Below are 616 nucleotides of genomic sequence, written 5' to 3'. Positions count from 1 at the left end.
TGGCCGGGTCGCCGGACTTGAAGATGCCGGAGCCGACGAAGACGCCCTCGGCGCCGAGCTGGCGCATCAGCGCGGCGTCGGCCGGGGTGGCGACACCGCCGGCGGAGAACAGCACGACCGGGAGCTTGCCCAGCTCGGCGACCTCCTTGACCAGCTCGTAGGGGGCGCGCAGCTCCTTGGCGGCGGCGTACAGCTCGTTGTTGTCGTAGCCGCGCAGCCGGGCGATCTCGTTCTTGATCTGGCGCAGGTGGCGGACGGCCTCGACGACGTTGCCGGTGCCGGCCTCGCCCTTGGAGCGGATCATCGCGGCGCCCTCGGCGATCCGGCGCAGGGCCTCACCGAGGTTGGTGGCGCCGCAGACGAACGGGGTGGTGAAGGCGAACTTGTCGCTGTGGTTGACCTCGTCGGCCGGGGTGAGGACCTCGGACTCGTCGATGTAGTCCACGCCGAGGGACTGGAGCACCTGCGCCTCGACGAAGTGGCCGATGCGGGACTTCGCCATGACCGGGATCGACACGGCCTCGATGATGCCCTCGATCATGTCCGGGTCGGACATCCGGGCCACGCCGCCGTCCTTGCGGATGTCGGCCGGGACCCGCTCCAGGGCCATGACGGC

Annotated in this window: 1 pseudogene; it reads right to left on the bottom strand. The window is 70.6% G+C overall.

The features are described from left to right. Positions 1 to 616: pseudogene (locus G6W55_RS38125) on the bottom strand (pyridoxal 5'-phosphate synthase lyase subunit PdxS); the annotation flags it as partial.

Source organism: Streptomyces sp. CAI-85, assembly GCF_013363615.1.
Taxonomy (GTDB): Bacteria; Actinomycetota; Actinomycetes; order Streptomycetales; family Streptomycetaceae; genus Streptomyces; species Streptomyces antibioticus_B.
The sequence above is the reverse complement of the archived record's forward strand: the minus strand, read 5'-3'. Positions and strand labels throughout refer to the sequence as shown.